Genomic DNA, 26,109 nt, shown 5'->3' with positions numbered 1-26,109 from the left:
AAAAATTGATCGCGCGAAGCGTTTATCACAATAACATTATAATTATGAAAGAGAAATCCCCTTATTAGAGAGATGAGTTATAGTGTATCTCTAATAAGGGAGATTCTTTTTATATAAATCATTATAATGTGAAGATGCTTTTAAACGTATAGCAATATGTAAAGGTATCTTTTACTCAAGTAAGAACTATATAGGTTCTTTTCATTATATAGTAATTATGAAAGGGTTTACATAAAGGGGGATTGAGTATGAATATGTACCTTTTAATTATTACATTATTATCAATTGTAATTGTTATTTTAGGGGTATCGTGGTGGAGATGGCATGCGTTTATTAGTTTAACGATTGCAAGTTTGTTTTTAGCAATTATGTCTGGAATGCCAATGGATAAAATAGTGAGTGCTTATGAAACGGGAGTTGGAAGTGTTCTCGGGCATTTAGTAGGTATTTTAGTATTAGGTACAATTTTAGGGAAAATGATGGCAGAGTCAGGTGCTGGAATGCAGGTGGCAGAGTTCTTTATAAAATCCTTTGGGATAAAAAACTTACCATGGGCTATGTTAATTGCAGGTTTTATTATTGGAATCCCGGTGTTTTTTGAAGTAGGTATTTTAATATTACTACCGTTAGTAATTTCAATTCATAAAACAACGAAACAAAATATTTTATTGATAGCATTACCAGCAATTGCTGGGCTATCTGTCGTACACGGCCTTGTTCCTCCGCATCCAGGGGCAATTGTAGCAATTGGTATTTATAAAGCGAATCTTGGGAAGGTACTAATGTATTCACTCATTATTACATTTTTTGCAGCGATTATTGCAGGTCCTATATTTGCGAAATGGATTCACAAACGTGTAATTCCTGAAAATGAGCCAGAATTGATTCGTGTAAATACAAAATCAACGAAATTACCAGGAATAGGAGTTTCATTTTTAGTTATTTTGTTACCTGTTATGTTAATGGTTTTAGCTGCAGCAGCTCCTTATGTGCCTCTTTCTACTACTTTGATGAAGACTGTCACATTAATCGGTAGTCCTATCATTGCACTATTGATTGCATGTTTTGCAGCGTTTTATTTTCTTGGATTTCGTCAAGGTATCGATAAAAAGGCTATTAAGAAGGTAACAGAAGATAGCTTATTACCAATCGGTTCAATTGTTGCGATTATTGGTGCCGGCGGGGGATTTAAGCAAATTCTTATCGATAGTGGTGTAGGCAATGCTATTGCTCAAATGTCTGAGCATTTAGCACTATCTCCAATTGTATTAGCATTTATAGTAGCAGGATTAATTCGAATTGCAACAGGGTCAGCGACAGTCGCTTTAACAACAGCAGCGGGTATCGTTTCGCCAATCGTTGAAAATACAACAGGTGTGAACTTAGAGTTACTCGTTATTGCAACAGGTGCAGGAGCATTAATGTTTTCACACGTAAACGATGCTGGTTTTTGGATGGTAAAAGAATACCTAGGTTTAACAGTGAAAGAAACATTTAAAACATGGACAGTATTAGAAACGTTACTTTCATTTATCGCTTTTGGAGGAGTTTTACTACTCGATATGTTTGTTTAAGATAAAGATGTTTCTATTTAGATAATTGTGGCATACAACGTTATCAATAGATAAAAGGAATGTATTTTTATGGTGGGATACTGTAACAATTTTTTGTTAGGAGGAAGAAATGGTGAGCTCAAAATATATGATTGGTGTAGACATTGGGACAACTAGTACAAAATCAGTTCTATTTTCTACTGATGGATCTGTTATTGCTAGTCATGGAATTGAATATCCTTTATATTCTCCTACGCCTGAAACAGCGGAACAAGACCCAGAAGAAATTTTTCGTGCAGTAATAAATACGATTAAAGAAACTGTACGATTAAGTAGTGTACAGCCAAGTGATATTCTTTGTGTCTCTTTTAGTTCGGCAATGCATAGTATCATTGCCGTAGATGAAAAGGGAGAGCCGTTAACGAGATGTATCACTTGGGCAGATAATAGAAGTGCAAGCTGGGCGGAGAAAATAAAGAATGATATGAATGGTCATGAAATTTACCTTCGTACTGGGACACCAATTCATCCGATGTCACCACTTTCGAAATTAGTTTGGTTACAGAATGAGCAGACAGAGTTATTCGCAAAAAGTTATAAATTCATTTCTATTAAAGAATATGTTTTTTACAAGTTATATAAAGAGTATGTAATTGATTATTCTATAGCGTCAGCAACAGGGATGTTTAATTTGAAATCTTTAAAATGGGATGAAGAGGCTTTACATGTTGCGGGAATTACAGATGAAAAGCTTTCTAAACTTGTTCCAACAACGCACAGTTTAACAGGATTAGATGAAGAGCTTGCCAAAGAGATGAATGTACTTGTTTCTACGCCTTTTGTAGTAGGAGCGAGTGATGGAGTACTATCTAATTTAGGTGTAAATGCAATAGATCCTGGCGTTGTGGCTGTTACAATTGGTACAAGCGGTGCGATACGTGCTGTAACAAATCGTCCTGTAACAGATCCAAAAGGTAGAATTTTTTGTTATGCGTTAACTGAAGACCATTGGGTAATCGGTGGACCAGTTAATAATGGCGGTATGATTTTCAGATGGGCTCGTGACCAATTGGGTACTTCAGAGATTGAGCTTGCAAAGCGTTTAGGGAAAGATCCATATGAAGTACTTACTGAAATAGCAGCAAAAGTGAATCCTGGATCTGACGGTTTATTGTTTCACCCGTATTTAGCAGGGGAAAGAGCTCCTTTATGGAATGCAAATGCACGAGGATCTTTCTTTGGACTCGGATTGCATCATAAGAAAGAACATCTTATCCGTGCTGTTTTAGAAGGAGTAATTTATAATTTATATACGGTTCTTCTCGCTTTAAAAGAGTTAATTGGCGAACCGAAAAAAATTCAAGCGACAGGCGGCTTTGCAAGGTCGGAACTTTGGAGACAGATGATGGCGGACATCTTCCATCAAGACGTATATGTTCCGGAAAGTTTCGAAAGCTCTTGCTTAGGAGCTGCAATCCTCGGTTTATATAGTTTAGGTGAAGTAGATACGTTGCATGTAGTTTCTGAAATGGTAGGTGCAGATTTCCATCATGAGCCAAACATGGAAAGTGTGGAAAAATATAAAGATTTAACGCCAATCTATATCCGTCTGTCCCGTCAATTGGAAGAAGAATATGAAAGTATAGCAGCGTATCAAAAAAAGTGGGTTTAAAAGCTATTTACCAAGAAAATATGGTAACGTATAAAGAGGTACTCCGATTTTTTAGGATACTCTTTCAACATAAAATATTTTAAGAAGCATGATGAACGAAAAATATAGGGAGAGAGGGTTATGAAAATGAAGGATAACAAAGAGTTTATTGGATATGTTGGAACTTACACGAAAGAAAATAGCGAAGGAATATATAAATTTACGCTAGATGTAGAAGCAAAAAAAATTAGTAATGTAACACTTGCCGCTAAGCTGGATAACCCTACATATGTAACGATTAACCGAAATAATGAATATCTCTATTCCGTTGTTAAGGAAGGCGAATCTGGCGGTGTAGCTGCGTATTCCATTGATAGTCATACTGGAGAACTAAAAGCGAAAAATAGACAAGTAGTAGAAGGTGCTTCTCCTTGTCATATTAGTGTTGATAGTGGAAATCATACAGTAGTTACAGCGAATTACCATAAAGGAACGATTGAGTCTTTTGAAATAAATGAAGAAAATGGAACTGTAAATCCTGCTTCATCTATTATGGCACATGAAGGTTCAGGTCCGAATAAAGAAAGACAAGAAAAACCACATGCACATTACGCGGGGTACACTCCTGATGAAAAATATGTAGTGGGCGTTGATTTAGGGATAGATAAAATAATTACGTATGAAGTAAAAGATAGTACATTAACAGAAGTGAATCGTTTATCTGTAAATCCAGGAAGTGGTCCAAGACATATTACTTTTCATCCGAATGGAAAGTATGCATATGTGATGACGGAGCTTAGTTCAGAGGTTATTGTGTTAACCTATAATCCTGCAGAAGGATCCTTTACAGAATTACAGTATATTTCTACTGTTCCAGAAGAGTTTGATGAAAATAATCAAGGAAGTGCGATTCATATTTCTTCTGACGGCCGTTTTGTATATGCAGGTAATCGTGGTCATAATAGTATCGCTGTTTATAGAGTAGATCAAAATTCAGGTCAGCTTACATTTGTTGAACACACATCTACAGAAGGAAATTGGCCAAGAGACTTTGTATTAGATCCTACTGAAAAGTTCCTTGTTGCTACAAATGAAAAGTCACATAATCTTGTGTTATTTTCAAGAGATGAATCTACAGGTAAGTTAACACTTTTACAATCTGATGTTGCTGTGCCAGAGCCTGTTTGTGTGAAGTTTTAAATATATAATTTCAGATGCCTAAACAAAAGCAAAGCGATATCGCTTTGCTTTTTATTGTTTCTTTTTCGGCCTACGTACTAATTCGCCGCCGCAGTTTGGACAAACGTTATGTCTTTCTTCTGTACATGGTGCGCAAAATGTACATTCATATACACAAATGTATGCTTCAGAATTTTGTTCGAGCGATTGATCGCAAATTTGACAGTTTGTTTTCATTTCTAGTGCCATAATAAGTCTCCTTTTTAGTTAGAAAATTTATAATTTAATTATAATTCATTAAATAGAAATAGTCCTTTTCAATTGAAAGGAAATCGAATGATAAAGTTATGAATTGAAACGAAAGATGCTGGTTTATTTTAAAATTGATTATTTATTACAGTTGGAATATTATGAAATAGTCAAAAGACAACAGGGGGTATAGATTTTGACTAATCATAACGATCATTTAAAAGCAAACTGCGAAAAATGCTTCGGTCTATGTTGCGTTGCATTACCGTTTGCAGCATCGGTAGATTTTGCAGTGAATAAAGATGGTGGTAAACCATGTTCCAACTTACAATCAGATTTTAAATGTAGTATACATAAAAATCTTAGAGGAAAAGGTTATAAAGGTTGTACAGTATTTGAATGTTTCGGTGCTGGGCAGAAGATTTCTCAGGGTACGTTTAAAGGGATTGATTGGAGGGAAGATGCAAAGCATGCAAGAAAAATGTACGATGCTTTTCCGGTTATGCATCAACTTCATGAAATGCTTTGGTATTTGAATGAAGCGATTCTTTTAAAGGCAACACAGCCAATTCATAAAGAGCTGGAGACCGCAATTGAGGAGACAGAGCGACTTTCGAATTTAAATCCAGATGAGTTAATGAAAATAAATGTTCCAATGCATAGGGCAGAGGTGAACATTCTTCTTTTAGAAACGAGCGAATTAGTATGGAAGGAAATGAATACTTCGCGTAAGAAACGAATCATTCACCGCGGAGCAGACCTTATGGGAGCGAATCTGAAAAAGAAAAATTTACAAGGTGCAAATTTAAGAGGAGCTTACTTAATTGCGGCTAACTTAAATGGTGCAGATTTAAGAGGAGCAGATCTCATCGGAGCAGATTTGCGAGATGCAGATATTCGCGGGGCTGATTTTACTAATAGTATTTTTCTGACGCAAGTTCAAGTTAATGCTGCTAGAGGGGACAAACATACGAAATTACCGAAATTATTGTCTCGTCCATCGCATTGGAGTGCGTAAAGAGTGAGGAGTGTTTAGTGTGGATATATTTCAGTATTTAGAAGAGATGCAAGAGGATGTCTTTTCGTTAGCAGTAGAGCAAATAGAAGCGAAGTATTATGATATTTGTTGCATGTTGGCGTCTACAGAATATGCAGAACGAATTAAAGTAATTGATGTAGAGTCATATAAGGTAAGTATTCGAGTAGGTTTGGATGCAGCTGTAGAAATGGCTACTAATGAAGAAGCAAAAGCGATTTATTTTGAGTATGACCTTGATAACGAGTGGACTAGTCAGTTTTATATTTGTGAGGAGTATGCTCCACTTGAAGAAGAGGATGATGATTGGGCTTCTGAATGGACATATGATGTTGAGGGACCGGAGTCTGTAGAATTAGCGGATATGTATAATGAAAATGGCTTTGACGCAAGTGAAAAAGCAATTGGTATCACTTTATATTTAATTGCTAAAACGCTGTGTAGTTTTATAAGTGTACGTAGTGAAGTGCAAAATAATATACCGATTTGTATTGGTTTTCACGACCAAGATCCAATAATGCGAACAGGCAGAGACTAAGAATCTCTGCCTGCTTTTTATTTCTTTTCAAAAGTAGTAATTAAAACGCTACATATAATAAGAATACCACCAATAAAAAAGTTACTATTTAATGTTTCATTTAATAAGAGCCAACCAAGTAACGATCCAACGATAGGTTGGAAGAAGAAAAATAAGGAACCTATGCTTGCATCCAGTAATTCTAATCCTTTATTCCAAAGGAAAAAGGCACCTGCTGTTGAGACGATTCCTAAGTATAATACGCCTAATATTACGTACGTATTTACTGTTCCGATAGAGGCCGCTTGTAGCTCCCATATCATAAAAGGTGTAATAAAAAAGAGTGAAAAGAAAATTGCGTACGTTGTAATAACTAAGGATGAAAATTGGATTGAAGCGATTTTTACATAAATAGATAGTAAAGCCCACGTAATAGCGGCTCCAACTAAAATGATTGTTCCAATAAAATAGGAGCCAATTTCAATATCCCATCCGATTACGATAATGACACCGATTGTCGCTATTATAGTAGATAAAAGTCTACGAGCAGTTAGTTTTTCTTTCAAAATGAGCGCTGCAAATATAACCATAAATGCAGGTGTAGCTGATGTAACTAACGAGCCTGTATGAGCGTCGGATAATTTTGTTCCGATAAATTGGCATGTGATCGAAATGAAATAGCCGATAAATCCAATCCAAGCGAATAGGAGCCAATCTTTTTTGCGAATGGTTACTTTTTTCTTTTGCTTTTTCTCAGCTAGTTTCAAAATGCCATATAAAACAACAAAAGCGATAATAAAGCGTAGCCAAACGAGTGTTAGTGGTGGAATGAAATCGAGTACGTATTTGCTAACAACATACATACCGCCCCATATACTTGCTGCTAGTGATAAGCATATAGCTCCTAAAATTGTTTGTTTCATTTGAAGTACCTCCGTCTATTTTTAGGGTAATATGAGTTCCCTAAGACGAGGCATAGTGTATGTGTTATAAGCCCGTCTTAGTTTATAGACGGCCTACAGGTTGATCGTTTTCGAATGAAGTGTTGTAGTACATGAGTGCATTCCTCCTCTTTAAGTTATAATGATATTATAACTTAATTTTCTGATTATTGGAGGTTGTTATGAAATATATCGTTATAAAATCACATGTTAGCAATTATCCTAATCCAATTCGCTTAGAAGAGGGGGATGTAGTGAAAATGATAGAGAGTTACGCTGGTCCGGAAAACTGGGAAAACTGGATGTTTTGTCACGAAGAGAAGTATAACCGGAAAGGATGGGTTCCGGAGCAAATTATAAGAAAAGATATGAATGGAACAGGAATTATTATAAAACAATATACTGCGAAAGAATTAAATGTGAATATTGGAGAAAGATTGATCGGATTAGAAGAATTGAATGAATGGGTTTGGTGCGAAGGAAGAGATGGTGAGAAGGGCTGGGTACCAAAGGAAAACTTACAAAAATATTAATAATAATATTTGATCAATAATTAGGAAACATATTTTTGCTTATGAGTATATTGGTTGTAGGATAAAAAGTAGATTAATAGAGAAAGAGGAGGAGATTATTATAACTACAACCGTTATTTCACATTTTTACAATGAAGAGTATTTATTGCCATGGTGGCTTATGCATCATACGAAACTTTTTGATCATGGTATTTTAATTAATAAAGGTTCAACAGATCGTTCCGTTGAGATTTGTAAAAAATTCGCACCGCATTGGGAGGTGCGAGATTCTGTAAATCCAGAGTTTGATGCATATGCGACAGATCATGAAGTGATGAGGATAGAACAAGAAGTACAAGGATGGAAAATGATTTTAAATACGACTGAGTTTCTTTGCGTGCAAGATAAAAATCAGTTTTGGAAATCGCTAAATGAATTGGGGGGGAGGATGTATTGGCTGGACGGGCTTATTATGGTTGATGATCCTAACTACAACTATCCTGACCTTAACTTTGGAATACCTTTAATGAAACAGCGATTTCATGGTTATTTACCAGAAGATTGGCCGTTATGGAGAAGAGGTAGATTTATTCATAATCATGAGCATGGAAGTTATACGGTTGGAAGACATTTATCTGCGCATGAATCGATGATTTATCCACCTCTTGCTTGTATATTATGGTTTGGATTTAGTCCGTGGAACGATGTGATGAGAAAGAGAAAGTTACAAATTGGTCCGACTCTTTCTGAAGCTAGTAAGCATGGGGGAATGGGGACGCACCATATTATTACGCCGGAAAGATTAGAAGAATGGTATAAGGAATTAGCGAGAGGAACGAAGGATTTACGTTTTAGTGACGTATATCGTTATGTTTTTGTATAAATGATTCCCACCATAAAATTGTTTCTTCTATTCCTGTATTTAAATCGTATGTTGGTTTCCAGTTTACTTCAGTTTTTAAACGTTCTACACTAACGCCGACGAATAAAGGTTCATCCTTAGAGAAAGGAATCGCGTCTAGTTTAATTAAATGTTCTTTTCCTATCTTTTTAGCGATGATAGAAGCTAGTTCTTTAATTTGTACAGATTGACCTGAAGCGATATTGATGGTGCCTGTAACGCCATGTTCTAATACTGTTACGAGAGCGTCAGCGACGTCACTCACATGGAGGAAATCTCTCGATTGTTTTCCATGTGTACATAGTGCTTCCTCATTTTTTAATAAGGAAGTGATAATGTTAGAAACGAGCCGATTACCTTGTTCGTGAGGTCCATACATATGAAAAATGCGGCCCCAACACATGCTGAGGCCTGTTTGTTGTGCATACGTTTCTAGCCAGGAGTGCAGTGCATTTTTACATAAAGAATACGGGGTTTTATAGGAAAGGAGCGATGAATCTTCAAATAATACGCCGTTAAACCATTCGTACTCTGCGCCAGTACCTGCAACGACAACACGCTTTCCGCCGCATGTTGTGAAGTGTTGAATCAATGAAATACTAGACTTTAGCCAATAGTAATTATTAATAGATACATAGCATGCTGGTGGCACTGCTTCCCAAGCAAGGTGAATGAGATGGCTAGGCTGAACATCCGAAATGAATTGTTTTACTTCGTCATCGCGAAGCAAGTTTACTTTATGCCAATGGCAAGAGAGGTGAGAGGGGTTATTTTTATTATACGTGGCGTGCACTTCATATCCCTTTTGTATAAGTGAATGTACAACATATTTACCTATCCAGCCACTACCACCTGTTACAACAACTTTCTTCATGGCTCGATCACCTCAACTTCTGGAACCGTCACTAAAAATTTACCGCCCCATTCACGAATGAAAGAGCATTCTTTCATAATTTCGTCTTTCAAATTCCAAGGAAGTATGAAAATGTAATCCGGTTTTGTACGTTTAATTTCTGCTGGAGATTTTACTGGAATACGAGTTCCTGGTAAAAGGAGATTTTGTTTGTGAGGATTTTTATCTACTGTATAAGCTAGAAATTCTTTACCTATCCCGCAATAATTCAAAAGGGTGTTTCCTTTAGCTGGAGCACCGTAACCGATAATTTGTTTGTTTAAAACTTTCGCTTCAATAAAAAACTTTAAAATATTTATTTTCAATTGTTCGATGCGTTTAGAAAAAAGGAGATAGTAATCTAAAGTATCTAACCCATGATCGACTTCTTTTTGAATTAATTTTGTAACATTGGAATGGATAGTTGATTGGGCACTTAGATGGTTTACAAAAATCCGTAAGGAACCACCATGCGTTGAAAGTTCTTCTACATCAATAATTTTTAAATGATGATAACTTAAAACTTTTTGAAGGCTTATAAGTGAGAAGTAGGAGAAGTGTTCATGGTAGATGGTATCAAATTGGTTAAAGGATATAAGGTTTAATAAGTGTGGGAATTCAATTGTTATCGTGCCATCACGTTTTAATAGTGTTTTTAAACCAGCGACAAAATCATGCAAGTTCGGAACGTGTGCTAATACGTTATTTGCGACGATTAAATCAGCTTGTGGCAATTTTTTTGCTAAGTCATTACTGAAAAAATTTACATGAGTAGGAATTCCTTTTTTGATAGCAATTTCTGCTACGTTTTTCGCGGGTTCAATTCCCAATGTCTCGATATTTTCTTTTTTAAAGTATTGTAATAAGTACCCATCGTTACTTGCGATTTCAATCACTTTTGAATGTTTCGTTAAGTTGAAACGCTTAATCGCCATTTCTACGTATTGTTTAGCGTGTAGTAGCCAACTTGAGGAGTAAGAGCTGAAGTATAAATAGTTATGAAAAATATTTTGTGGGGATTCAAATTCATCTAGCTGTACGAGTAAACAAGAGTTACAAACAAATGTGTGCAGCGGATAAAAAGGTTCCATTTTATATGAGCTTTCAGGAGCTACAAATGAATTAGCAAGAGGGGAAACGCCCAAATCTAAAAAAGTGTTGGTTAGTAATGAGTGGCAAAAACGGCATTTTTTCTGTTCCATTTTATAGCCTCCTTATAAATTTTTGAATGCATCGATTTGTTGTCGTGTGAAAGATTCTATATTTTCACCAGATGCATATTTTTTGTACCAATCAACAGTCCAAGCGATAGCATCATCTGTTGATAACTTAGGAGTCCAGCCGAGTTTGTTTACTGCTTTTGTACTATCGAGTGTTAAAACAGGTGATTCATAAGGAGTATTTGTAGAGGAGGAAATGATTGTTAGTGGGTTATTCCATAATTTTATTACAGATTCAATGACATCATGAACGGTTCTGTTAGGTTCATTCATTGGGCCGAAATTCCACGCTTCTGCATATTTAGCATCATTCCAAAGTTTCTCAGCTAAAAGGATATAGCCATGTAGAGGATCTAAAACATGTTGCCACGGACGGACGGCATATTTGTTTCGAATACACAAAGTATGATTGTGCAAATATGCCCGAATGATATCAGGGAATAATCGGTCTTCTGCCCAATCACCACCGCCGATGACGTTACCAGCTCTGACTGAGGCGAGTTTCTGGGTATTAGTGCGGAAGAATGATTTTTGATAGGATGTTGCCGCTATTTCAGCGCAAGCTTTACTAGCGCTATAAGGATCGAAACCTCCTAGTCGGTCATTTTCCACGAACGCTCGGTCGCCACTACCGTCATTCTCATAACATTTATCGCTTGTCACATTAATAATGGCACGTACGCTTTCGACGGACTTTGCTGCTTCTAGCACGTGGACAGTACCTAGAACATTCGTTTTGAATGTATCGATAGGATTTTTGTATGAAGCGGTTACGATTGGTTGAGCTGCTAAATGAAATATTATGTCAGGTTTATGCTGCTTCATGGCATGAAATAAAGAATGGTAATCTGTAATATCGCCTTTCATTGTCGTGCACTCTTTTGCTACGTTACTTTGTTCAAAAATGTTAGGAATGGATGGGGGATGAGAAGAAAAGCCTACTACTTCTGCACCTAAAGAAGTTAAGAAAAGGGTGAGCCATGAGCCTTTAAATCCAGTATGTCCCGTAATAAATACTTTTTTCTTATTCCAAAAAGATGATGAAGCCATATTACCAAACCTTCCATGGAGCGTTATTACTTTCCCATAGCTCGACTAATTTATTTTTATCGCGCAATGTATCCATCGGATGCCAAAAACCAGAATGTTGATATGCGGCCAATTCATTTTTGTTTACTAACTGAACTAAAGTGTCTGTTTCAAAAACAGACTTATCTCCACTAATGTAATTGAAAACTTCAGGATTTAAAACGAAAAATCCACCGTTAACCCATCCGCCATCACCTAATGGTTTTTCTTGAAAAGATGTTACAGACTGTTTATCTAATATGAGAGAACCAAATCTACCAGGAGGTTGTACGGCAGTAACAGTAGCCATTTTTCCATGTTTTTTATGGAATGTAATAAGTTCTTTTATATTTACATTACTTAATCCATCACCATAAGTGAGGCAGAAAGGTTCGTCTCCGACATAATTTTGAATCTTTTTCACTCGGCCACCCGTTTCGGTATTTACACCAGTATCGATTAGTGTAACTTTCCATGGTTCTACACGATGAGAATGGCTAGTAATTGTATTATCGTTTAACTGTATTGTGAAATCAGACATGTGTAAGTTGTAATTTAGAAAGAACTCTTTAATTGCATATCCTTTATAGCCTAAGCAAATAATAAACTCAGTAATCCCGTAATGACTATACAAACTCATAATGTGCCATAGAATGGGTTTTGTTCCAATTTCAATCATAGGTTTCGGTTTTAAATGTGTTTCTTCCCCAATTCTTGTACCGTACCCACCAGCAAGAATAACAGCTTTCATTTTTTCCTCCTAAAATAAAAATTTATTATTTATACAGTATTCATGTTTTATGCAAATGAGATTGTTTTTGATTAAGTGAATGAAAATGTTTGAGGTGATGACGATGCAGAAAATATTACGGTTTGAATTTTGGAAATAATTCTTGATATTCAGGGTTATGACGGAGGTCTTGTGTTAGGTTACTAAGCTCTAAAAAACGTATGTCCAGTATTTCAGGAGATTGACCGTAATGTGTTTGAAGTCCCATTTGAACACCCCTTTTTGAAAGGGTAGGTGTAATTTGTAATTTTCTTGCCTTTGATTGTTCATTCCAAGGGCTAAAATAAAATTTTAAAATAAATGAAGGATAGTCATAAATTATATATCCGTGCCGCGAATGATGTCTACCAGGTAAATATGCACCGTCTAGATGATTGTGAATAAATCTCCAAGCACATCCGAGATTTGGGTTATAAGGGAAGACACCGTGGTATCGCTGTTCTACTAAGGGGATAGAATATCTAGGCTTTGAATAATTATAATTATGATTATCTATCATTAAAATCATTCTAATCGCATACATGTTTTGGCCTAGTGTATGAAGAGATGAAAAAAATTCTTCAGTATTATTACAACAAAAGAATTCAGTAGTATTTAAAACGATTTTCCAACCTGAAACTTCTCTTTCAATTTCCATCACTTCAATATCAGTATTAGTTGGATCAAACTCAAGAAATCTTGAATTTCGTACTTCCCAGTGGGGTGCTAATAGTTTACAAATCTCTACGGAACGATCTGTAGACCCTCTATTAATTAAAATGCCGTGATCGAATATTTTCGTGTGATGCATAAGCCACCATGGAAGTAGGTATTCTTCATTATAAAAATGAGAAATGATTGTCTTTTTCATATTAATTCCCTCCTATACAAGCAATCATTATTAGTAGGATATGCTTTTAAATAAGAAAGGTTAAAAGTGGCAGATAATGTAGTGATTAGGTAGTAGTTTAGTAATTTTATTGTATAAGTGTAGATTACTCGTATTGAATCATCATAGGAGGAGATTGGAATTTTGTATAAATTGTGAATAATAAACCGTCACGTTTGACTGTACAGTTTATGTATTGTATGATGTAAGTAATATAAACAAGGGGGGAAGATCGTTGGGAAGGTGTATCGAATCGGACAGTTGGCTCTCATGGCTCACGTGTCGAAACGAACGATTGATTATTATACGAATCTAGGTATCTTAAAAGCGGAGCGATCTCAATCTAATTATCGCTATTACGACGAAACAGCATTTGAGACATTACAATTTATTGAGAAGTGCAAAGAAATGCATATGCCGCTTTGTGAGATTAAAGAGAAAATCGAGGAGAAGAAGAAGCTGCTCGGTATCAATGAACACGTTTCGAAACAAGTGAATGAAGTGACAGACCATATTCATCGATTAGAAGTGGAGCTTACTGAGTTAAAACCGCTTTTAGATGAATTGACTGATTCACAACGTGAAAAAATATCGAAATCTTTATCAGGTCAAACGACAGCTTTAATACAGACACTTGCTCTATTATTATAGAATAAGTGAAATCCGACCTCTTTAATTTTTGTATCGGGCTATGTTTTCTAACAAACAAATAAGAAAACATTATAGTATACAGGAGGTGGACACCTTAGTTTTTTAACTAAGGGGATTCATTGGAAATATTTAATTTAGTCATGGTTGCGATTTTAATCGCATTTACTGGATTTTTCGTAGCAGCAGAGTTTGCGATTGTAAAGATACGTTCAAGCCGTATCGATCAGCTTGTTGCGGAAGGAAAACGCGGTGCTTTAGCAGCGAAAAAGGTAACAACAAATTTAGATGAATATTTATCTGCTTGTCAATTAGGTATTACAGTTACAGCTATGGGATTAGGTTGGTTAGGTGAACCGACAATTGAAAAGTTATTACACCCGTTATTTGAGAAATGGAACTTAAATCCTTCTATTTCATCAGTATTAACATTTGGTCTTGCTTTTATGATTATGACGTATTTACACGTTGTAGTAGGAGAATTAGCTCCAAAAACGATGGCAATTCAAAAGGCTGAAAGGGTAACGTTATTATTGGCAGGTCCATTAATGATGTTCTATAAAGTAATGTATCCATTTATTTGGGTATTGAACGGTTCAGCTCGTGTGATAACTGGTTTATTTGGTTTAAAGCCAGCTTCAGAACATGAAGTAGCTCATACAGAAGAAGAATTACGTCTTATCCTTTCAGATAGCTATGAAAGTGGCGAAATTAATCAAGCTGAATACAAGTATGTAAATAACATTTTTGAATTTGATAATCGTATTGCAAAAGAGATTATGGTACCGCGAACAGAAATCGTTGGTTTCTACCTGGAAGATTCAGTAGAAGAACACATGAAAGTAATCCAAAATGAGCGATACACACGTTATCCGATTTTTGGAGAAGATAAAGATGATATTATCGGTATGGTCAACGTAAAAGATTTCTTTATTCGATATATGACCGAGGATCAAAAAGATTTATCATCTATTCGCTCGTATATGCGTCCGATTATTGAAGTGATGGAAACGACTCCAATTCACGATTTATTACTTCAAATGCAGAAGAAGCGAATTCCGATGGCTGTTTTATATGATGAGTACGGAGGAACAGCTGGAATTGTAACGCTTGAAGATATCTTGGAGGAAATCGTCGGCGAAATTCGTGACGAATATGATGAAGATGAAGCACCACCAATTCAACATGTGAACGAGCAACATATTATTGTTGATGGAAAAGTGCTTATCTCAGAAGTGAAAGATTTATTTGGATTACACATCGAAGAAGATGATGTGGATACAATCGGTGGATGGATTATGATGCAAAATCATGAAATCGAAGAAGGACAACACGTTGAGGCGGAAGGTTATGAATTTAAAGTGTTAGAAAAAGACGCTTACCAAATTAAACGTGTTGAAATTCGTAAGATGGAACAAGAACAAGAAGAAGAGAAAGCAGCAACTGTGTAAGTTGCTGCTTTTCTTCTAAAGTACAAAAAATGAGAACTTAGGAGCGGATATTTTGATTCAAGAAGCCTTACGTGTATATCGATTACAATTGTATGTGATCTTTAGTGGTTTACTACTTATGTGGACGATTACTCCGTTTGGAAAACAAGTGACAGGGTTCGGTATTGGATTAGCAGTAAGTGCTTATTGTCTTTGGTTATTAGCTCGCAGAGTGGAGAAACTCGGGAAAAGTATCGTAATGAAGGAAAAGGCTCCTGGATTAGGAGTTTTAAACCGATTTGCAGCTGCTATTTTAGGAGCTATCATCATGTATGAAATTGAGCATGAAATGGAAATGTGGGCATTCGGTACAGGTATTTTAGGTGGTCACTTTTTAATGATTGCAAATTTAGCGTACGCAAATATGCAGTTAGTGAAAGAAGAAGAGAAGCAAAGAGAACATGCTTCGAAAAATATAGAGCTATGATGAAAAGGACCTAATCAGGTTCCTTTTTTAGTTTAGCGATATGATACAAGTAATCAAATTAATGACAAATATAATACGCTTCTTTTTTGTGTTTTTCAATAGTATGAAAAATAATAAAAAAATTTTAAAAAACCCATCGATTTCTAAAGGTTATGTATGTTATTATGACAAAAGACTTTTTGAAAGAGGTGGATACCAATGTTACAAGCGCTACTTATTTTTGTGCTTCAAATTATTTACGTTCCAATATTAACAATCCGTACGATTTTGCTTGTAAAGAATCAAACAAGATCCGCTGCTGGTGTTGGATTGTTAGAAGGAGCTATTTACATTGTCAGTTTAGGTATTGTGTTTCAAGATTTATCAAATTGGATGAACATCGTTGCCTATGTCATTGGCTTTAGTGCGGGACTGTTATTAGGCGGTTATATAGAGAATAAATTAGCAATTGGTTATATTACGTATCAAGTTAGTTTACTAGACCGTTGTAATGAATTAGTAGATGAGTTACGTCACTCTGGATTTGGCGTTACAGTATTTGAAGGCGAAGGTATTAATTCTATACGTTATCGCTTAGATATCGTCGCAAAGCGTTCTAGAGAGAAAGAGCTTTTAGAAATCATTAATGAAATTGCACCGAAAGCGTTTATGTCTTCGTATGAAATTCGCTCGTTTAAGGGTGGATATTTAACGAAGGCGATGAAGAAAAGAGCGTTAATGAAGAAGAAAGATGAACATGCATCGTAAAAAAGAGGAATAGTGATGCATTAAAAGCGCAGTATAAGTCTAAATGTAAAAGGGAGGAATCTATTTTGATGTAGATTCCTCTCTTTTTTTATGAAAAATATTCATCTGTTAATTCAAAAAAACTAAATCGTATAATTATGTTTTTTACTCATTCTCAAATTAATGATTAGCCATATAATTTGAAAAAATACCGGTATGATAAACGTGATTAATAAAACGATAAGTGATATTGATTTAATTTCAGGTGTTTGAATAACACCAGCACCATCAACATCTCGTAGCCAAATAATAGCGGCCCATATTCCAAAAACGATAATCCAAAATATGTTACCAATCCACCAAGAAATCCATCGTTTTTTCATGTTAGCACCCCCTACATTTATCTACTGTTAAAAGTATATTTTCTTTTGTTACATTTATAATGAAACAACTTTAAAATCAGTTTTTAACTGTATATCTAACTTGTTTGAAGGTTACTATTTCTCCATCATCATCATCGTCTTTCGTTTGTAAAAGTTGAACTTTTGGTTTGTAGTCCGTCCTATGAGCGTGTTCGATATCTTTAATGTTAAGTTTGTAGGATTCACCATTTTTTAGTTTTTGTTCCAACACTTTTTTATTAGCAACATAAATAAAAGTTACTTTATTTTCATCAATGCCTTTAGTTTTAATTTCTAATTCATTGTCTTTTGCTGTAATCGTTGGTGTTAATAATTCCATACTGCCTTTCCCGCTTTCTAAAGAATTCTCTGCTATAGTTGAACATCCTGATAATATGATTCCAGTGAATAGAAGAACAGCTAATTTCTGTTTCATAACATCCCTCAATTCCATGTGATTTTTGATTTTTGTATTGCTAGATTACTAGTGCGGAGCGTAAATGTTTAGTTAGTACCCTCTTAATTGTACCATAATATGTAAAATGAAACAGGAGGTATATCCAATTTAAGGGAGAATGAAAAATTTACTGATTTTTGTAAATTCGTATGTTTTAGCTTCTATTTCAATCGAAATGTAGGCGAGAGAAAGAAATTTTTTTATAGAAATTATAATTTTTACATTTTACAATAATGATAGGGAATAGATGAATTCATTTACTTCGGAGGTAGTTATTTGAACATTAATGAGAAGGCAATTGAAATGTTTGAACAAAATAAATATGAGGAAGCAATGGAACTGTTTCAACAAGCAGTACATGAATCTAGAGACGTACAATCTCTCAATAATCTGGCTTGGATGTACTTTTATGAGGAAGAGAATGATGATAAAGCTCTTGAATTAATAAGAGAAGTTGTTAAGTTTAATCCTTCTTCATACTTTCCTTATAACATCTTAGGGGACATTTACATGAAACAAGAAAAATGGACAGAAGCGAAAGAAGCATTACAAAAGTCTATTTCGATTCAACCATCAGATGAAGCATATCATAATGTAGCTGTAGCGCATTATAACCTTGGAGAGCTGGAAAAAGCTTCAGACTTTTTCTTGCGAGTTGCAGGGGATTCGGACTATATCATGTATAGCTATGTAAAATGTTTAATTGATTTAGAACGAACGACAGAAGCAAAAGAGAAGTTAGATACTTTTAACAGGGAATCTGATAATTTTTTAGGGGAAATTAATGTAGCAGATTTATATGTTGAGTTGAATTGCTATAAAGAAGCAATTGAATGGTTCGAAAAGGGATATAAAGAATGCTGGAAAAGTCCTAATTGGATTGGTAGATTTGTGTATGCTCTATATAAAACGAATAATTTCTCCCGTATAAATGAAGTTATACGGGAATGTATCGAAGCGAAAACAGCAGAAATAGAAGATGTTCAGAATGAAGAAGTAGAAGAAAACTGGACAGAAAATGATAAGAAAGAGTTAATTGAGGAATATACAGAAGAGAATAATTGTTATAAAACAATGGTAGAACGTATCAAATCTGGATACGTTCCAGGATTAGAGTTTGAAACTGATTATATAGGGGCTTGCTATTTATTTGGTTGTAAAAGACATAATCACCTTGAATATGAAAAATAAAAAGATTCGACTGTCAAAGATGATGGTCGAATCTTTTTCGTTATAGGTCGCTTGTATTACATAGGTGTATATCCTCTTTAGAGGCCACTTTTTTTATATTCAAAATATGTAGTGAAATAAAACCAATAAGTCCTATTCCGCCAAAAATAAGCCATGGTGTATACATTCCGCTTAAGTTGGATGTAAAAGATGTACCGGTATAATTACCAATGATAAAACCAAATGCGAGTGATAGTTGATAAAATCCGAAGAAAGTGGCTGTATATGATTCATTACTGTAATTTGCAATAGTGATATCAGCGTTAGGTAATACGAGTGTTTCACCGATTGTAAATAAAATTACACAAATAAAGAGCCAATATGGGTGTTGAAATAAAGGAATGAGTAAAAAGGAAATACTCATTAATAAAACACCGTATTTAATAATTGAAAGTGTGTTGTATTTGTGGAATAATTTTCGGAATAATACCATAAATATGACGCCTGTTATCGCATTTATCGTAATAACGAGTGTAGCAAGTTGATTGCTACTACTAATGTTTTTCATATGAAGTGGAAGTGCGACAGTAAGTTGAGTAAACATAATATAGAAGAAAATCATGATAAAGGAAAACAGAAGGAAAGACTTGTTTTGTAAGATGGCCTGTATTCCTAATGTAATAGACGTGTTTTCAGTAGTGACTTGGAAGTGATTTTTAAGTAAGTAAAAGATAAAAGCGAATAACAGCATAAGTGATCCTGTTAGAGAGAAGGCATAGATTGGATCAAGTAAGAGTAAGAACCCTCCTGCAATTGGTCCGATTATTGCACCGCAATTAAAGCTAAGGTTTAAATATGTAAATAAATTTTTTCTCAAATGAGCTGGTTGTGAACCGAATATGGCGCGCGCAGCAGGTTCGTAAAATGCAGTTCCGAAGCCAATAAGTGCAGAAGAAATAGAAATTGTATAGAAATCAGAGCATATTCCTAAAGCGATAAATCCGATTCCTCTCAAAAATAAACCGGCTATCATCATAATGATATAGCCTATTTTGTCAGCAATTAACCCTGAGAATAATGGGATAACTCGTGATGTAATTGTCATAACCGTCAACACTGTTCCTACTTGGACAGCAGAAAAATGAAGAAAGGTTAATAGATAAATAGCTAAAAATGCGTATACTGCAAAATACCCAAAAGACATAAAAAATGAAGAAATAAGCATGAAACGTATCGGTGTTGAGAAACTTTTCATAGAAATCCTCCTAATTATGTAACCAGTAAAATCATTTGATGGTTAACTATTTTATACTATAATTATACATAAAGTCAGAAAAAAGTAAATTTTAAGAAGAAGGTGGATCGAATTGAATCAAAACGCTCCAAATGAACTAGAATATATTCGGGAATTTTTAAATACATGGAGAATACCAAACGATACGAGAGAGCCAATTGATTTGCTGCAAACAGAAGAAGACATAAAGCTTTTTATGAAAGAATATTTTGATGAAGAGTTTCCATTTCATACGATAGAGGAATTAAGAGGTTTTCGAGAAGATATTCGGATGACAATTGAAGGCGAAGGATCATTGCAAAAATGGTTAGAGAAATACCCATTTCATGTACATATAAAGGATGATATGAAAGGTATTACATATGAACCGGTATATGAAGAGAATGTGTATACAAAAGTGTTAAGCATTGTGTTAATGTCAATTCAAGAAAATGTATGGGGAAGGTTAAAAGCATGTCCAGATTGTCGCTGGGTATTTTATGATCATTCGCGAAATGGAAGTAAAAGATGGTGCGGTATGTATGCTGGAGAAGAAGGAGGAAGAGCATGCGGTACGATTGCGAAAGTGAAAAACTACCGGGCGAAGAGAAAAGGGCGATCTGGTTATGATATGTAATTAATATTAGAGAAAGAAAAATGGATGGGGGAATGTAGAATATGAAAGGTACGCAAATGTTAGCTTTAAATAAAAAGTGTTGGGATACAGTTGCACCTTATTTCTTTCAAGTGGATTGTTTACCTAAATATGGTCCGTATACGGCGTCTGAAGATGAGATTCGTTTGTTCGATTCAATCAGAAAGAAAAAGGTTCTTGATATTGGCTGTGGAAGTGGGCATTCGTTGCAATATATGGCGGAACAAGGGGCAGAGGAATTATGGGGGCTTGATCTTTCGAGTACACAAATTGAAATAGCGAATAAGACGTTAAAGGATTGGAATCCAAAGTTAGTATGCGGAGCAATGGAAGAAGAAGGCGATATTCCGAAAGGATATTTTGATATTGTATATTCCATTTATGCATTAGGTTGGACTTCGGATTTAAGAAAAACGTTGGAACTGATTTATTCATATGTAAAGCCAGGGGGAAGTTTTATTTTTAGTTGGGAGCACCCGGTATATTCAAACTTACAGTATGGTACGGAAGAAGTTGCTATAAAGTCTTCTTATCATGAGGAAACGCCCATTACGTTTGAAACATTTAAAGGAGAAAATGTACAAGCGACATTATATAAGAGAAAAATAAGTACATACATAAATGAGTTAAATAGAGCGGGATTTAAAATTGAGAGAATAGAAGAGCCTGAACCATCAAGCTCGTTTGATGGAGAACTAGCTGAGCCGTCTACGAAGTATTATTCTTTATATAAAGCTAGAATGGTGCCGACTACTTTTATTATTAAAGCTAGAAAGTAAAGTGTTTTTATAAAAGAAGCCTATGATTTCAAATAGATGAAATGATAGGCTTCTTTATTTTAAAAAAATGAGGTCAAAGGTGTACTTTTCTTATAAAAATGCATTTCATATAAAAGGTGTAATTATTTTGGGGAAGGGGGATTGTTGTGCGTCATCATAGAAAGTGCAAAAAATTTGGAGTGGCACTGCCTCTTCCGCTTATAGGAGCAACGGGTCCGACAGGTAATAGTGGTCCAATCGGTCCAACTGGAGGGCATGAAGGTCCTGTTGGTCCTACAGGGGTGACTGGACCGACGGGAGCAACTGGGCCCCAAGGTCCTCAAGGTATCAGGGGGATACAAGGTCCCCGAGGGACAACAGGAGCACAAGGAATACAAGGAGTTATTGGTGATACAGGAGAGCAAGGTATAACTGGCCCAACTGGTCTCCAAGGTGCTCAAGGATTAATCGGAAACCAAGGTCTAATTGGTGATATGGGAGTACAAGGATTAGAAGGAATACAAGGAGCTACGGGTCCTGCTGGTAGTCAAGGAATACAAGGTATACAAGGAATACAAGGGGAAATAGGTGAGCGAGGACAAACAGGGGCACAAGGAATGCAGGGAGAAAGAGGCGTAACTGGAGTCTCGGGTGTAACTGGTCCACAAGGCCCTCAAGGTGTTCAAGGAATACAAGGAGAGCAAGGGGCTATTGGTATACAAGGAGAAGACGGCTTCCAAGGTATACAAGGAATTACTGGAGAGGAAGGCCCACAAGGAGCTCAAGGAATACAAGGTGAAGTGGGTCCAACTGGTTCTACTGGAATGCAAGGTGCCCAAGGTATAAGTGGAATAAAGGGGATAACAGGTGTAATAGGTTTACAAGGACCACAAGGTGTGCAAGGAATACAAGGTATAACGGGAGCAACAGGTTTTCAAGGGATAAAGGGGATAAGAGGTATAACAGGAGCGACGGGTAGTATTGGTACTCAAGGCTCAGAAGGACCACCGGGCGGTCCGACGGGAGTGACCGGTCCAATTGGCCCTTCTAGTGGGGTGACTGGACCAGCTGGCCCACCCGGTCCACCAGGAGGTCCAACAGGTCCAACGGGTGCGACCGGTTCAACAGGTGCAAGCGGAGGGATAGGTCCAATTGGAGGGCAAGGTGTGCAAGGTATAACAGGTCCAACAGGTCATCAAGGTGTAAGGGGAGCGCAAGGTGCCCAAGGTGTAGTTGGAGCAGTTGGAGTACAAGGAGCACAAGGTCCTCAAGGTAACCAAGGTATAACAGGTCCAACGGGTGCAGAAGGTTCTCAAGGAATACAAGGTCCGCTGGGAGTAACTGGTCCAACTGGTGCAGAAGGTCCTAAAGGTATTCAAGGTATTCAAGGTGTGATAGGTCCAACAGGTGCACAAGGAATGGTGGGAATACAAGGGATAGCTGGTCCAGTTGGTGTTACAGGAGCGGAAGGAGCTCAAGGAGCACAAGGAATCCGAGGAGCAACCGGCCCAGCTGGAGCACAAGGAATCCAAGGCGTACAAGGAATTCAAGGGGAAACAGGAGCAGCTGGAACACAAGGTCCTCAAGGTGTTCAAGGGATACAAGGGACTACCGGATTGACAGGTACACAAGGTGCCCAAGGTCCTCAAGGAGTGCAAGGAATAATAGGACCGACTGGAGCTATCGGTTTGCAAGGTCCTCAAGGATTACAAGGAATAACGGGTCCAACAGGAGCGCAAGGAGTGCAAGGAATCCAAGGTGTGCAAGGAATTATCGGTCCAACAGGTGCACAAGGAATTAGAGGTCCCCAAGGAAATACAGGGGAAGTCGGTATAACAGGCCCACAAGGAGTCCAAGGGGCGCAAGGTAGTCAAGGCCCACAAGGCCCACAAGGAAATGTTGGAATTACAGGTGCAACGGGTGAAACTGGAGCCACAGGAGCAACTGGGGCAACTGGACTACAAGGAGTGCAAGGTGTTCAAGGGATTACGGGAATACAAGGAATAACGGGAACGACAGGCAATACAGGTGCAACGGGTCCGCAAGGAATACAAGGGATACAAGGTATTCAAGGGTTGCAAGGCCCAATTGGAGCAAGTGGGGTGACAGGTGCTAGTGGTAGTATAGGCCCACTTGGAGCACAAGGTAGTCAGGGCCCAAGTGGCGTGGTGGGACCGACAGGAGCAACTGGTAGTGCAGGTTCAATAGGTTTCTTTGGAATAGCGGGAGCGACAGGAGCGACTGGTTTACCTAGTGGGGGCGGTTATTTCTTTTCTACTTCAACGAGTACAATTGCAGCGAATGCGTTAATACCAATTAATTCTGGATCTACAGTTTTTGGTTCTGATGTCAGTTTAACAAATGCAACAACTGTAACGTTAAGTACGCCGGGAATTTATTTAGTAAGCTATTATTTTCAAGGTGATCCAACTGCCGGAAATGAAACAATTTCAGTGAGGCTTACTTTAAATGGAACACAAGTCGCAGGGAGTTTTATTTTTTATGTTACAGGAGGTACTTTTATATTAGAACCAGCAGTTTCGAATACGATGGTCATTGAAGTTACTTCTTCAAATGCAACTTTGTCTTTACAAAATGGTCCGTTAGCTATCGGGCATGTAACGACATTATCTGGTGTGATAACAGCTAGTTTAAATGTATTAAAAATAGTTTGATACGTTAGTTATAACGGGGGAGATGCTTGTGAAGAATCAAGATAAGTGTAGTAAGTTTCAAGCACCTATTCCTTTTCCACCGCCAGGTATTACGGGGCCCACTGGTCCAACCGGTCCAACTGGTGCTTTAGGTGGACCAACTGGACCGCAAGGAATACAAGGCGTACAAGGTCCAATCGGTCCAACCGGCCCACAAGGAATACAAGGAGTGCAAGGGGTGCAAGGAGAAAATGGTCCAACCGGCGAGGCGGGAGCAACGGGTCCTCAAGGTCCACAAGGAATTCAAGGACCACAAGGAGCAACCGGTCCAACTGGAGCAACCGGCGAGACAGGAGCAACGGGCTCACAAGGTCCTCAAGGAATCCAAGGTCCACAGGGGATAACGGGTCCGACTGGAGCAACCGGCCCGACTGGAGCAACTGGTCCACAAGGTCCACAGGGAATCCAAGGTCCACAAGGTGTAACGGGTCAGGCGGGAGCAACAGGCCAGACGGGATTGACTGGTGCAACTGGACCGACCGGAATACAAGGCATACAAGGAATAACAGGAGCGACAGGGGGAACAGGAGTAACAGGCCCAACAGGAGCAACGGGTCCAACAGGCTTAACTGGAGCAACAGGATCATCTGCTATATCGACAGGTGGCGGATATTTCTTTTCTACATCAACAAGCACAATTGCAGCAAATGCCAACATCCCAATTAATTCTGGATCCACTGTATATGGAACTGGTGTATCTTTAACTAGTGCTACGACAGTCACAGTAACGACGCCAGGAATATATTTAGTAAGCTACTATTTTCAAGGGGATGCAAATGGTGGGAATGAGACAGTATCTGTTAGATTGCTATTAAATGGAACGCAACTAACAGGGAGTTTTATACAAAACGTAACGACATCAACTGTAGTAATCGAACCAGCCATTTCAAATACACTTCTTGTGAATGTGACGAGTGCCAATTCAACATTAATATTACAAAATGGCCCGTTAGGTGTAGGGCATGTGACTACTATAGCAGGTGCGATTACAGCAAGCTTAAATGTAGTGAGAATTTTATAAAGAATATAAAAAACACAAGGAATGTCTTTGTAAGACACACCTTGTGTTTTTTAATATTAAATAAACATTTTCTTTATCTTTTCGGTTGAAAAATATGCTGAAAGAAGTATTTGTGATGTAAGTTATCTACAACCTTATTTGCTTGATATGTGCGTTGTTTTTCAATTCGAAGTCTTTGCTCCATCATTTTTATTGCGTGATCAGATAAACGTAACATAATACATTCTCCTTTTCTATAAATATAGGTGACTATTTGATATCGATCCCATATTTATAATTAAGGAGGCAAAATGTGTAACATAGGCAAAAAGCACCTTCCTCTCCCATTACGCTTACGAGGTTAGCTGTCGGACTCGGGAAGTGAGAGTTTCCCTACTTAAAAAAGATTCGCCCCAAGTAGCATAGCTACAAAAATGGTTCCCCCGCTCCAAAATTTGGACTCAGCAAAAGGTTTTATAAAGTAAAAAATAACATAAAGGAGCGAACAAGTCAAATTATTTTGTGTATTCTGTCTTTTTTAATTGCGTAAGAATCATACCGTCAGGAAGTATTGTATCTGATACTGTAATGAATCCGTGTTTTTTATATAAAGTAATAGCAGGGGTATTCGCTTTACCTGTTTGTACAATGTATGCCATTGAAGAGGGAAACATGTTAAATATATAAATTAGGAGTTTCGTTGCGATTCCTTTTTGAAAAAAATTGGGCGATACAACTAACCTGTGGATATCGATTAGTTTTTCTTCTTGTACAAAAGAAATAAAACCGACAAGTTTATTTTCAGAAAAATATCCATAGAATGTTTCAACGCAATTTTGAATATCGTTTACAGTATCATATAAACGAGGTATGGCAGTACTATTTAAGTAGTCTGCTTCAACTTTATAAGCTGGAATTTGAACCTGTAAAATGGATGTTGCTACTTCAAAAGAAGTGGAATTTAACTTAAGAATCATAGATAATGAAGCCTCCTTTAAATATGGTATATGAAT

27 protein-coding genes, 1 pseudogene and 1 riboswitch are annotated in these 26,109 nt (G+C 36.9%); of the genes and pseudogenes, 16 read left to right on the top strand and 12 right to left on the bottom strand.

What is annotated here, in order from left to right:
* Positions 1 to 248: 248 nt before the first annotated feature.
* The 3 genes from gntP to ACTL4X_RS16665 all read left to right on the top strand — a co-directional run bounded on the left by gntP (position 249) and on the right by ACTL4X_RS16665 (position 4,404).
* Positions 249 to 1,574, top strand: coding sequence for a gluconate permease GntP (gntP, locus tag ACTL4X_RS16675; protein ID WP_001057599.1), 1,326 nt, complete (start codon positions 249 to 251; stop codon positions 1,572 to 1,574).
* Between the two features lie 109 nt (positions 1,575 to 1,683).
* Entirely contained in the window at positions 1,684 to 3,225 is a 1,542-nt protein-coding gene (gntK, locus tag ACTL4X_RS16670; protein ID WP_078385651.1) for a gluconokinase, read from the top strand.
* 120 nt (positions 3,226 to 3,345) lie between these two features.
* The gene (locus ACTL4X_RS16665) at positions 3,346 to 4,404 is read left to right on the top strand and encodes a lactonase family protein (RefSeq protein WP_078385652.1); all 1,059 of its coding nucleotides are present in this window, start codon (positions 3,346 to 3,348) and stop codon (positions 4,402 to 4,404) included.
* A gap of 51 nt (positions 4,405 to 4,455) precedes the next feature.
* Here the strand turns inward: ACTL4X_RS16665 and ACTL4X_RS16660 are convergent, their stop codons facing one another.
* On the bottom strand, positions 4,456 to 4,632 hold the full coding sequence (locus ACTL4X_RS16660; RefSeq protein ID WP_001162793.1) for a DUF1272 domain-containing protein: 177 nt from the start codon (positions 4,630 to 4,632) through the stop codon (positions 4,456 to 4,458).
* A gap of 196 nt (positions 4,633 to 4,828) precedes the next feature.
* Here ACTL4X_RS16660 and ACTL4X_RS16655 point away from each other — a divergent pair, with 196 nt between their 5' ends.
* Positions 4,829 to 5,650, top strand: coding sequence for a pentapeptide repeat-containing protein (locus ACTL4X_RS16655; RefSeq protein WP_000181424.1), 822 nt, complete (start codon positions 4,829 to 4,831; stop codon positions 5,648 to 5,650).
* A gap of 19 nt (positions 5,651 to 5,669) precedes the next feature.
* The gene (locus tag ACTL4X_RS16650) at positions 5,670 to 6,206 is read left to right on the top strand and encodes a hypothetical protein (protein ID WP_016124960.1); all 537 of its coding nucleotides are present in this window, start codon (positions 5,670 to 5,672) and stop codon (positions 6,204 to 6,206) included.
* A 17-nt stretch (positions 6,207 to 6,223) separates the two neighbouring features.
* Here the strand turns inward: ACTL4X_RS16650 and ACTL4X_RS16645 are convergent, their stop codons facing one another.
* Positions 6,224 to 7,108 (bottom strand): DMT family transporter, encoded by an 885-nt coding sequence (locus ACTL4X_RS16645; protein WP_000814733.1) that lies wholly within the window; start codon positions 7,106 to 7,108, stop codon positions 6,224 to 6,226.
* Between the two features lie 200 nt (positions 7,109 to 7,308).
* Between ACTL4X_RS16645 and ACTL4X_RS16640 the strand changes: the two genes are divergently transcribed.
* A complete protein-coding gene (locus tag ACTL4X_RS16640) occupies positions 7,309 to 7,659 on the top strand; it encodes an SH3 domain-containing protein (protein ID WP_000875287.1) in 351 nt (116 codons plus the stop codon).
* A gap of 61 nt (positions 7,660 to 7,720) precedes the next feature.
* Entirely contained in the window at positions 7,721 to 8,521 is an 801-nt protein-coding gene (locus ACTL4X_RS16635) for a glycosyltransferase family 2 protein (RefSeq protein WP_075678122.1), read from the top strand.
* Here the strand turns inward: ACTL4X_RS16635 and ACTL4X_RS16630 are convergent.
* The 5 genes from ACTL4X_RS16630 to ACTL4X_RS16610 form a co-directional block, all read right to left on the bottom strand.
* Positions 8,490 to 9,413: an NAD-dependent epimerase/dehydratase family protein gene (locus ACTL4X_RS16630; protein WP_142243890.1), complete on the bottom strand. Its 924-nt coding sequence runs from the start codon at positions 9,411 to 9,413 to the stop codon at positions 8,490 to 8,492. The two genes, ACTL4X_RS16635 and ACTL4X_RS16630, sit on opposite strands and share 32 nt — an antisense overlap.
* Complete coding sequence (locus tag ACTL4X_RS16625) at positions 9,410 to 10,633, bottom strand: class I SAM-dependent methyltransferase (RefSeq protein ID WP_000435778.1); 1,224 nt, start codon at positions 10,631 to 10,633, stop codon at positions 9,410 to 9,412. Before ACTL4X_RS16625 ends, ACTL4X_RS16630 begins: the two co-directional genes overlap by 4 nt.
* Positions 10,634 to 10,645: 12 nt before the next feature.
* A complete protein-coding gene (rfbG, locus tag ACTL4X_RS16620) occupies positions 10,646 to 11,701 on the bottom strand; it encodes a CDP-glucose 4,6-dehydratase (protein ID WP_078385653.1) in 1,056 nt (351 codons plus the stop codon).
* A 1-nt stretch (position 11,702) separates the two neighbouring features.
* Positions 11,703 to 12,470: a glucose-1-phosphate cytidylyltransferase gene (rfbF, locus tag ACTL4X_RS16615; RefSeq protein WP_000648807.1), complete on the bottom strand. Its 768-nt coding sequence runs from the start codon at positions 12,468 to 12,470 to the stop codon at positions 11,703 to 11,705.
* A 115-nt stretch (positions 12,471 to 12,585) separates the two neighbouring features.
* Positions 12,586 to 13,359, bottom strand: coding sequence for a glycosyltransferase family 2 protein (locus tag ACTL4X_RS16610; protein ID WP_078385654.1), 774 nt, complete (start codon positions 13,357 to 13,359; stop codon positions 12,586 to 12,588).
* Positions 13,360 to 13,620: 261 nt separating this feature from the next.
* On the opposite strand from ACTL4X_RS16610, the gene ACTL4X_RS16605 reads away from it, so the two are divergent.
* The 4 genes from ACTL4X_RS16605 (at position 13,621) to ACTL4X_RS16590 (ending at position 16,689) form a co-directional block, all read left to right on the top strand.
* The gene (locus ACTL4X_RS16605; protein WP_000285639.1) at positions 13,621 to 14,028 is read left to right on the top strand and encodes a MerR family transcriptional regulator; all 408 of its coding nucleotides are present in this window, start codon (positions 13,621 to 13,623) and stop codon (positions 14,026 to 14,028) included.
* Between the two features lie 119 nt (positions 14,029 to 14,147).
* A complete protein-coding gene (locus ACTL4X_RS16600; protein ID WP_000402258.1) occupies positions 14,148 to 15,476 on the top strand; it encodes a hemolysin family protein in 1,329 nt (442 codons plus the stop codon).
* 52 nt (positions 15,477 to 15,528) lie between these two features.
* Entirely contained in the window at positions 15,529 to 15,942 is a 414-nt protein-coding gene (locus tag ACTL4X_RS16595; RefSeq protein WP_000613876.1) for an ATP synthase subunit I, read from the top strand.
* Positions 15,943 to 16,140: 198 nt separating this feature from the next.
* Complete coding sequence (locus ACTL4X_RS16590; protein WP_000938438.1) at positions 16,141 to 16,689, top strand: DUF2179 domain-containing protein; 549 nt, start codon at positions 16,141 to 16,143, stop codon at positions 16,687 to 16,689.
* Between the two features lie 122 nt (positions 16,690 to 16,811).
* Here the strand turns inward: ACTL4X_RS16590 and ACTL4X_RS16585 are convergent, their stop codons facing one another.
* Complete coding sequence (locus ACTL4X_RS16585) at positions 16,812 to 17,051, bottom strand: DUF3923 family protein (protein ID WP_000747681.1); 240 nt, start codon at positions 17,049 to 17,051, stop codon at positions 16,812 to 16,814.
* Positions 17,052 to 17,127: 76 nt separating this feature from the next.
* The gene (locus ACTL4X_RS16580) at positions 17,128 to 17,523 is read right to left on the bottom strand and encodes a hypothetical protein (RefSeq protein ID WP_002041528.1); all 396 of its coding nucleotides are present in this window, start codon (positions 17,521 to 17,523) and stop codon (positions 17,128 to 17,130) included.
* Between the two features lie 279 nt (positions 17,524 to 17,802).
* Here ACTL4X_RS16580 and ACTL4X_RS16575 point away from each other — a divergent pair, with 279 nt between their 5' ends.
* Entirely contained in the window at positions 17,803 to 18,717 is a 915-nt protein-coding gene (locus ACTL4X_RS16575) for a tetratricopeptide repeat protein (protein ID WP_001024458.1), read from the top strand.
* A gap of 40 nt (positions 18,718 to 18,757) precedes the next feature.
* Here ACTL4X_RS16575 and ACTL4X_RS16570 read toward each other — a convergent pair whose 3' ends face one another.
* Positions 18,758 to 19,951 (bottom strand): MDR family MFS transporter, encoded by a 1,194-nt coding sequence (locus tag ACTL4X_RS16570; protein ID WP_000834867.1) that lies wholly within the window; start codon positions 19,949 to 19,951, stop codon positions 18,758 to 18,760.
* Positions 19,952 to 20,063: 112 nt separating this feature from the next.
* Between ACTL4X_RS16570 and ACTL4X_RS16565 the strand changes: the two genes are divergently transcribed.
* The 4 genes and pseudogenes from ACTL4X_RS16565 to ACTL4X_RS16550 all read left to right on the top strand — a co-directional run.
* Positions 20,064 to 20,606 carry a CGNR zinc finger domain-containing protein gene (locus tag ACTL4X_RS16565; RefSeq protein ID WP_001072930.1) on the top strand — a complete coding sequence of 181 codons (543 nt, stop codon included), beginning with the start codon at positions 20,064 to 20,066 and terminating at the stop codon, positions 20,604 to 20,606.
* Between the two features lie 41 nt (positions 20,607 to 20,647).
* Positions 20,648 to 21,403: a class I SAM-dependent methyltransferase gene (locus ACTL4X_RS16560; RefSeq protein WP_063245668.1), complete on the top strand. Its 756-nt coding sequence runs from the start codon at positions 20,648 to 20,650 to the stop codon at positions 21,401 to 21,403.
* A gap of 146 nt (positions 21,404 to 21,549) precedes the next feature.
* Positions 21,550 to 24,057 (top strand): collagen-like protein, encoded by a 2,508-nt coding sequence (locus tag ACTL4X_RS16555; RefSeq protein WP_441394927.1) that lies wholly within the window; start codon positions 21,550 to 21,552, stop codon positions 24,055 to 24,057.
* A 70-nt stretch (positions 24,058 to 24,127) separates the two neighbouring features.
* Positions 24,128 to 25,117 (top strand): annotated as a pseudogene (locus tag ACTL4X_RS16550) (collagen-like protein); the annotation flags it as partial.
* Positions 25,118 to 25,190: 73 nt separating this feature from the next.
* Here the strand turns inward: ACTL4X_RS16550 and ACTL4X_RS16545 are convergent.
* Complete coding sequence (locus ACTL4X_RS16545; protein ID WP_000945243.1) at positions 25,191 to 25,334, bottom strand: hypothetical protein; 144 nt, start codon at positions 25,332 to 25,334, stop codon at positions 25,191 to 25,193.
* A 96-nt stretch (positions 25,335 to 25,430) separates the two neighbouring features.
* Positions 25,431 to 25,573, bottom strand: a riboswitch (cyclic di-AMP (ydaO/yuaA leader).
* A gap of 38 nt (positions 25,574 to 25,611) precedes the next feature.
* A complete protein-coding gene (locus ACTL4X_RS16540; RefSeq protein ID WP_000601230.1) occupies positions 25,612 to 26,073 on the bottom strand; it encodes a GNAT family N-acetyltransferase in 462 nt (153 codons plus the stop codon).
* Between the last annotated feature and the right edge of the window lie 36 nt (positions 26,074 to 26,109).

The organism is Bacillus sp. RE35 (assembly GCF_052146655.1).
Taxonomy (GTDB): Bacteria; Bacillota; Bacilli; order Bacillales; family Bacillaceae_G; genus Bacillus_A; species Bacillus_A cereus.
The sequence above is the reverse complement of the archived record's forward strand: the minus strand, read 5'-3'. Positions and strand labels throughout refer to the sequence as shown.